General features: G+C 27.8%; 7 protein-coding genes and 1 pseudogene. 5 read left to right on the forward strand and 3 right to left on the reverse strand.

The features are described from left to right. The first annotated feature begins 91 nt into the window (after nucleotides 1-91). Entirely contained in the window at nucleotides 92-829 is a 738-nt protein-coding gene (locus tag GQ540_RS02930) for a glycosyltransferase (RefSeq protein WP_291797093.1), read from the forward strand. Between the two features lie 33 nt (nucleotides 830-862). Here GQ540_RS02930 and GQ540_RS02935 read toward each other — a convergent pair whose 3' ends face one another. Then, nucleotides 863-1,189: an arsenate reductase family protein gene (locus GQ540_RS02935; protein WP_291797096.1), complete on the reverse strand. Its 327-nt coding sequence runs from the start codon at nucleotides 1,187-1,189 to the stop codon at nucleotides 863-865. An 83-nt stretch (nucleotides 1,190-1,272) separates the two neighbouring features. On the opposite strand from GQ540_RS02935, the gene GQ540_RS02940 reads away from it, so the two are divergent. Next, nucleotides 1,273-1,728 (forward strand): DinB family protein, encoded by a 456-nt coding sequence (locus tag GQ540_RS02940; protein ID WP_291797101.1) that lies wholly within the window; start codon nucleotides 1,273-1,275, stop codon nucleotides 1,726-1,728. 85 nt (nucleotides 1,729-1,813) lie between these two features. Beyond that, nucleotides 1,814-2,959, forward strand: coding sequence for a cystathionine gamma-synthase (locus GQ540_RS02945; RefSeq protein WP_291797103.1), 1,146 nt, complete (start codon nucleotides 1,814-1,816; stop codon nucleotides 2,957-2,959). A gap of 24 nt (nucleotides 2,960-2,983) precedes the next feature. Here the strand turns inward: GQ540_RS02945 and GQ540_RS02950 are convergent, their stop codons facing one another. Next, nucleotides 2,984-4,582: an Ig-like domain-containing protein gene (locus GQ540_RS02950; protein WP_291797106.1), complete on the reverse strand. Its 1,599-nt coding sequence runs from the start codon at nucleotides 4,580-4,582 to the stop codon at nucleotides 2,984-2,986. A gap of 92 nt (nucleotides 4,583-4,674) precedes the next feature. Then, complete coding sequence (locus GQ540_RS02955; protein ID WP_291797109.1) at nucleotides 4,675-5,361, reverse strand: ComF family protein; 687 nt, start codon at nucleotides 5,359-5,361, stop codon at nucleotides 4,675-4,677. Nucleotides 5,362-5,568: 207 nt separating this feature from the next. Between GQ540_RS02955 and GQ540_RS02960 the strand changes: the two genes are divergently transcribed. Beyond that, nucleotides 5,569-6,453, forward strand: a complete 885-nt coding sequence (locus GQ540_RS02960) for a hypothetical protein (RefSeq protein WP_291797112.1) — start codon at nucleotides 5,569-5,571, stop codon at nucleotides 6,451-6,453. Nucleotides 6,454-6,561: 108 nt separating this feature from the next. Beyond that, a pseudogene (locus tag GQ540_RS02965) lies at nucleotides 6,562-6,740 on the forward strand (glycine--tRNA ligase); the annotation flags it as partial.

A 6,740-nucleotide genomic window follows, 5' to 3' on the forward strand; every position in this document is an offset into this window, starting at 1 on the left:
TTAATTATCAACGTTTTAAAGCTGATAAAACAGAAAACAGAAATCATAAAGCAACTGAAACAGTTGAATATTTACATATATTAGAAAAAAGATGAAAGATAAAACAACAAACTATATTTTTTGTATGAAGTGGGGAACTTTATACGGAGCTGAATACGTGAACAGATTGTATTCTATGGTACAAAAAAACTTAACCTACGATTTTAAAATGATTTGTTTAACGGATGATGAAGAAGGAATTATTGATGATGTACAGTGTTTTTCAATACCAGAAATTAATTTAGATTCTAACCTTCCTGAGCGTATGTGGAAAAAATTAACTACGTTAAAAGAAGATTTATACGGTTTAGAAGGCCGCGCCTTATTTTTAGACTTAGATATTGTAATTGTTGATAATATTGATTGCTTTTTTGATGTAGAAGGAGAGTTTAGAATTATTAAAGATCATAGCTGGAGATCGTGGAGAATAACAGGAAATTCATCTGTTTATAGATTTGATATAGGAAAGCATGGATACGTTTTTGATGATTTTATTGCTAATTTTGATGCAGTAATAAAAGAACATAGAAACGAACAAGAATATTTAACACATGCTATAAACGATAAAGGAAAATTACAATATTGGCCAAAAGAATGGTGTCCTAGTTTTAAATACGATTGTATTTCTCGTTTCCCATTGGCAGTTTGGAAAAAACCTGTAATTCCTGAAGGTTCAAAAATTATTATCTTTCATGGAGAAATAAACCCGCATAAAGCTATTGTTGGAGGACGAGGGAAATGGTATCGTTATGTGAGACCTGCGCCTTGGGTTGCTGATTATTGGAAATAATATAAAACCATTAAAAAAAGAGTTGTTTAGTTACTAAACAACTCTTTTTTTTGTATTTCCAACATACACTTCATTGTTATTTATAATTACTGGGCGTTTTAAAAAAGTGTATTCATCTAAAATTAACTGTTTGTAATCTTGCTCTGTTAAAACTTGGTTTTTTAAGTCCATTTGCTTGTATTTTTTAGCTCTTCTGCTAAATAAAACTTCATAACTGTTTGTTAAATCGTGCAATTTATCTAATTGTTTAACGGTAATAGGTTCTGTTTTTATTTCTTGTAAAACATAGCCTGAAGTATCCATTTCTTTTAACAATCTTCTGCATGTGTCACACGTTTTTAAGTGGTATATTTTTTTCATTTTTTTAAAATAGATGTTTCAGTAAAATTAATGCGATTTTATGTTAAATTTGAACACTTTTAATAAAAAAAATACAAAAACAAATGTTGAAGCAAATAGATACGTTAAAAAAATCAAGGAAATTAACATTAAAAGTTATAGAAAACCTTACTATTGAACAGTTAAATAAAGTTCCTAAAGGTTTTAAAAATAACATAGCTTGGAATATTACGCATTTAGTAGTAACACAGCAGTTGTTATGTTATAAATTATCGGGTTTAGAGTGTTTAATTTCTGAAGAATTAATTACTAATTTTCAAAAGGGAACAGCTCCGTCTTACACTATTTCAGAAGAAGAATTTGAAATTATAAAACAACAATTTTTAAAGTTACCAGAACAATTAATGGAGGATTATAACAATGATATATTCAAAAAATATTTTGAATATAAAACAAGTGTTGATATTACATTAAACACTATTGATGATGGAATTAATTTTAATTTATATCACGAGGGAATTCATTTAGGAGTGATATTACAATTGCTTAAATTTATTTAAAAGTAGTTGTAACTATAAAATTTACAATTGCCTACAAAATAAGTACATTTGTAACTTCCACATATTTAAACAAACATAGTTTATCATGAAATTTAACACAAAAACAATACACGGAAACCAACAGCACGATCCTTCTACAGGTGCAGTTATGCCTCCAATTTATCAAACATCTACATACGCACAGGCTTCACCAGGAGATCATAAAGGGTACGAGTATTCAAGAACTGCAAATCCAACACGTACGGCACTTGAAAATGCTTTTGCAAGTATTGAAAATGGTAAATTTGGTTTGGCTTTTGGTTCAGGATTAGCAGCTATTGATTGTGTTATAAAAATGTTGAGCCCAGGAGATGAGGTAATTTCAACAAATGATTTGTATGGTGGTTCGTATCGAATTTTCACAAAAATATTTGAAAACTACGGAATTAAATTCCATTTTATTGGAATGGGAAATGCTGAAAAAATTGAAAATTATATTTCAGAAAAAACCAAACTTATTTGGGTTGAAACACCAACAAACCCGATGATGAATATTATTGATGTTGAAGCTGTTTCAAAAGTAGCTAAAAAGCATAAAGTTGTATTAGCGGTTGATAACACATTTGCAACTCCATATTTGCAAAATCCTTTAGATTTGGGTGCTGATATTGTAATGCATTCTGCAACAAAATATTTAGGAGGTCATAGTGATGTAGTTATGGGCGCTTTAATTGTAAATGATAAAGAATTAGCAGATAAACTATATTTTATTCAAAATTCATGTGGAGCAGTTTGTGGACCAATGGATAGTTTTTTAGTGTTAAGAGGTATAAAAACATTGCATGTACGTATGCAAAGACATTGTGAAAATGGAAGAACTGTTGCTGAATTTTTAGCGAAACACCCAAAAGTTGAAAACGTGTATTGGCCAGGTTTTAAGAATCATCCAAATCATGAAATTGCCAAAAAACAAATGCGTGATTTTGGTGGGATGGTTTCGTTTGTTACCAAAGGAAATAATATTAATGATGCTTTTAAAATAGTTGAAAACTTAAAAATATTTACTTTAGCAGAGTCACTTGGTGGTGTAGAATCTTTATCTGGGCATCCTGCAAGTATGACACACGCTTCAATTCCGAAAGAAGAAAGAGAAAAAACAGGTGTTGTAGATTCTTTAATTAGGTTAAGCGTTGGTATTGAAGATATTGATGATTTAATTGGCGATTTAAAACAAGCACTAAATTTAATTTAATTGATAAATTAAAAATTTAGAGGTTTATTTTAGTGTAAATATCTCGTTTTCTTCCCAGTTTGCTCTCATCTCAAAAATAAAGTCAAAGTATTGGACTTTTTCTGCTTGTGTTTTTTGTAAATAATTACCAGTGTCCCAAACATCATTATTATTGTCATCAAAAACAGCTCTTACAATATATTTTTTTGGTGCTAAATGTTTGAAATTAATAATTTGACTGGATGTTATTTTTTTACGAGCAATTAACTCCATTTTTTCTGTAATTAATTCAATAATCACAGGAGAGTGCACATTAGAAACAGTTAAATTAATTGTTCCATAACTTTCAAGAGTTTTAGTTGAAAATTTGTAAGACAGTGTGTCATTTGTGTTTTCAAAAATATCAGTTATAGTTTGTGGATGTAAATTTAATAAATATTCTGTTTTATATGTTTTTTCAAAATTAATTAGCAGCTTTGTTTTATAACTATCCAATTTTGTTGAGTAAGGAACCAAAATGGAATCTTTAGTTATAAACGTAATTTTTGAAGTATCAATTTTTGTAATTGGAATGCTAGAACTTATTGAAAAGGTGTCTCTAAATTCTAACATAGAAGCAATATTCTTTTTTAATACCAATGTATCTTGTTTAGATGAGCGTAATTTTACAGAAACGGTGTCTTTAAAATTTAAAGTATTAACTTCAAATGAAAGAGAATCATTTTCAATGTTGTTAAACCAAAAATTTAAAGTGTCTTTACCTTTTTCAAAAACACTTTCTTGTTTAAAATTGGTTGAGATATTAGTTAACAATTTCACAGTTAGGTTTTTCCCATCTCCTTCATAGCCAAAATAGATGCGTCCTTTAGAAGCTTCAATTGGTTTTGATAATTTAAAAGGTAGAATTTCTTTAAATAATGAGATTGAAAATGTACTGTCAGTAGGTAAAGTAATGGTGTCTTTTACAAATCCAATTTTATCTTGTTTGGCTTTGTATATATAATTATTACTAGGTTGTTTTATAGCTACTAATAAGTACTTGCCTGATTTTAAGTTGCTTAATTCAAAGTTTGTGCTATCTAATGTACTTGTTACGTACATTGGTTTTTCTTTAAAAATAATAGAATCTGTAAATTGTTCATTTATTTCATACAACATTACAGAAATATTTTCATCAGTTTTTTGATTGAAAGCATCAGTAATAGTTCCTTCAACCTTTAATGAATCAATGTAAGTTCCAGTAGAAACTACGTATTTAAAATGTTCTAATTTATTTTCTTCATTATTATCAACAACACTATTTCCAAAATTAAAAGTGTACGTTGTATTTTCTTTTAAAGTATCTAAAATTTTTATATCAATAAACTTACTTGCAGTACCAACCGGAGTAATTATTGGTGTGTTTTTAAGAGGTGGAGAAATTACTAATTGCTTGTTTACATCTTTTAATTTAATGTATTCATCAAAAGAAATTCGTATTTTTTTAGCTTTAAAATTAATGCTTTTATGGTTTGGTGAAGCGCTCACTAATAATGGAGCAATACTGTCTTTTTTTCCACCAGTTGGCCTACCTCTTTTGGCACAATTAGTTAGTAATAAACCAACTGTTATTATTAAAAGAATTTTATAAACTCTATAATTCATAGTATGCGAATAATTGTAATGCAAAATAACAATTAATTTATTTAAAAACCGACTTCGTTTTTTTTGAATGCGGTTTTTTAACTAAAAATTAATTATTTAGTGTAAGCCATACAAGCAATGCTAATTTTTAAACCTTTAATGTTTGAAAACGCATTGCAACAAGCTTCAAGTGTTGCGCCGGTTGTTATAATATCATCAATTATTAAAATATGTTTATTTTCTAAAGCACTTTTGTTTTGCACAATAAATAATTCTTGAACATTTTTCCATCTATCTAAACGTATTTTTTTAGTTTGTGTTTTTGTTGAAGAAACTTTAATAAGAAAATCAGTATTATATTCAGTAGTTAGTTTTTGAGCTAAACTTTCACCAAAAGTTGTTACTTGATTGTAACCTCTTGTTTTTAATTTCTTTTTATGAAGTGGTACAGGAATAATATAATCTATATTTTTAAATCTATTACTTTCAGCTATTTCAGTACCAAGCCAATTTCCTGTAAAAGTACCAACTTGTTGTTGTTTGTTATATTTAAGTTCATGAATTAATTGTTGAACTTTTCCTTTTTTCAAAAAATAAAACAATGCAGTAGCATTTTCAATAGGAATTCTACCATAAAACGATTTTTCAACTAAATTATCTTTTTCAGTACTAAAATTAGTTAAAGGCAAGTCGTGTCTACAAATTAAACAAACTGTCAATTCATTACTTGTTAAGTGTTCATGGCAGCATAAACACACTTCAGGAAAGAAAATATTAAAAATATCTTTCAAAAAATTCATAGCAAAACTTTTTTTAAAGTTACATTTTTTTGATGATTATGTTAAATTGATATAAAAAAATATGAAATAATTATGAAAATTAACTTTTGTGGCGTAAATTTATAATTCCTCAAAAAAAGCACCTCAAAAATTATTTATTGGCTTTATTATAATTTATTTTTGCATTTCGCGTTGAATAATAAATTAGGATATAGATAAATTAAAGTAATGATGGAAGAAAATAAGAAATCAAACAGCAAAGTAATAGTTATAGTTTTAGCTATATTGTTACTAGGCGTAATAGGTTATACAATTTATAATAATAATAACCATAAAAAGTTAACTGACGCTGTTGAAGAAGAAAAATTAGAAATTGAAGGAAACTTAGATAGTATGATTGTGAAGTATGAAGAAGCTATTGGACAAAATACTTCTATGACAAACGAGTTATCTTTAGAAAGAGATAGAATTATTGCTTTAAGAGATTCAATTAAAGGATTAAAAGCTACAAATTACAGCTTAATTCGCCGTTACAGAGGTCAAATTGCAAAACTAGAAGAAACAAACAGACGTTTATTTTTTATGACCGATTCTTTAACAGGCGTAAATCAACTGTTAACAATTGACTTAGATAGTGCTAACGTTCAAATATTTAGTCAATTAGCTAAAAATGACACATTAACATTGCAAAATTTAAGTTTATCAGAAAAAGTAGCTATTGGTTCTATTTTAAAAGTAGGCACAGCTAAAGTATTAGCAATGCGTGAACGTAATAATGGAAAATTAGTTGAAACATCAAGAGCTAAAAACACAGACGCTTTTAGAATTAACTTTACCATTTCAAAAAATGAAATTTCAGAACAAGGTGAACGCCAAGTTTATATTCAAATTGTAAATTCAAAAGGACTTACAGTTGCCAGTAAAGGTGAATTAACGTTTGGTGAAACACAAATTGGTTATAGTGATCAAACAATTGTAAATTATTTAGGCGAATCTGTAGATATTATTTCATTAGTTGAAGTAAATAGAGATTATATTAGCAGCGGTGCTTATAAAGTATATATTTATATTGAAGATAAATTAGCAGGAGCTACACAATTTACCCTGAAGTAAAAATAAGTAACTCCAAATTAGTATTATTTAATGTTAATTGGGTGGAAATAGTTTCGGCTATTTCCACTTTTTATTTTTTAGTATTAAAACCTTTCCTATTTTTGCAGGATGGCAAATAATGAAGATAAATTTAAAAAAGTAATTTCACACGCAAAAGAGTACGGTTACGTATTTCAATCTAGTGAAATTTATGATGGCTTAAGTGCAGTGTATGACTATGCACAAAATGGTGTTGAATTAAAGAAAAACATTAGAGAATACTGGTGGAAAGCAATGGTGCAAATGCA

This window comes from Lutibacter sp., assembly GCF_013139515.1.
Taxonomy (GTDB): Bacteria; Bacteroidota; Bacteroidia; order Flavobacteriales; family Flavobacteriaceae; genus Lutibacter.

Excerpts from the sequence above, each read along its gene's own strand:
- GQ540_RS02950 (WP_291797106.1), bottom strand. The coding sequence starts at position 4,582 with ATGAATTATAGAGTTTATAAAATTCTTTTAATAATAACAGTTGGTTTA.
- GQ540_RS02930 (WP_291797093.1), top strand. The coding sequence starts at position 92 with ATGAAAGATAAAACAACAAACTATATTTTTTGTATGAAGTGGGGAACT.
- GQ540_RS02955 (WP_291797109.1), bottom strand. The coding sequence starts at position 5,361 with ATGAATTTTTTGAAAGATATTTTTAATATTTTCTTTCCTGAAGTGTGT.
- GQ540_RS02935 (WP_291797096.1), bottom strand. The coding sequence starts at position 1,189 with ATGAAAAAAATATACCACTTAAAAACGTGTGACACATGCAGAAGATTG.
- GQ540_RS02940 (WP_291797101.1), top strand. The coding sequence starts at position 1,273 with ATGTTGAAGCAAATAGATACGTTAAAAAAATCAAGGAAATTAACATTA.
- GQ540_RS02960 (WP_291797112.1), top strand. The coding sequence starts at position 5,569 with ATGATGGAAGAAAATAAGAAATCAAACAGCAAAGTAATAGTTATAGTT.
- GQ540_RS02945 (WP_291797103.1), top strand. The coding sequence starts at position 1,814 with ATGAAATTTAACACAAAAACAATACACGGAAACCAACAGCACGATCCT.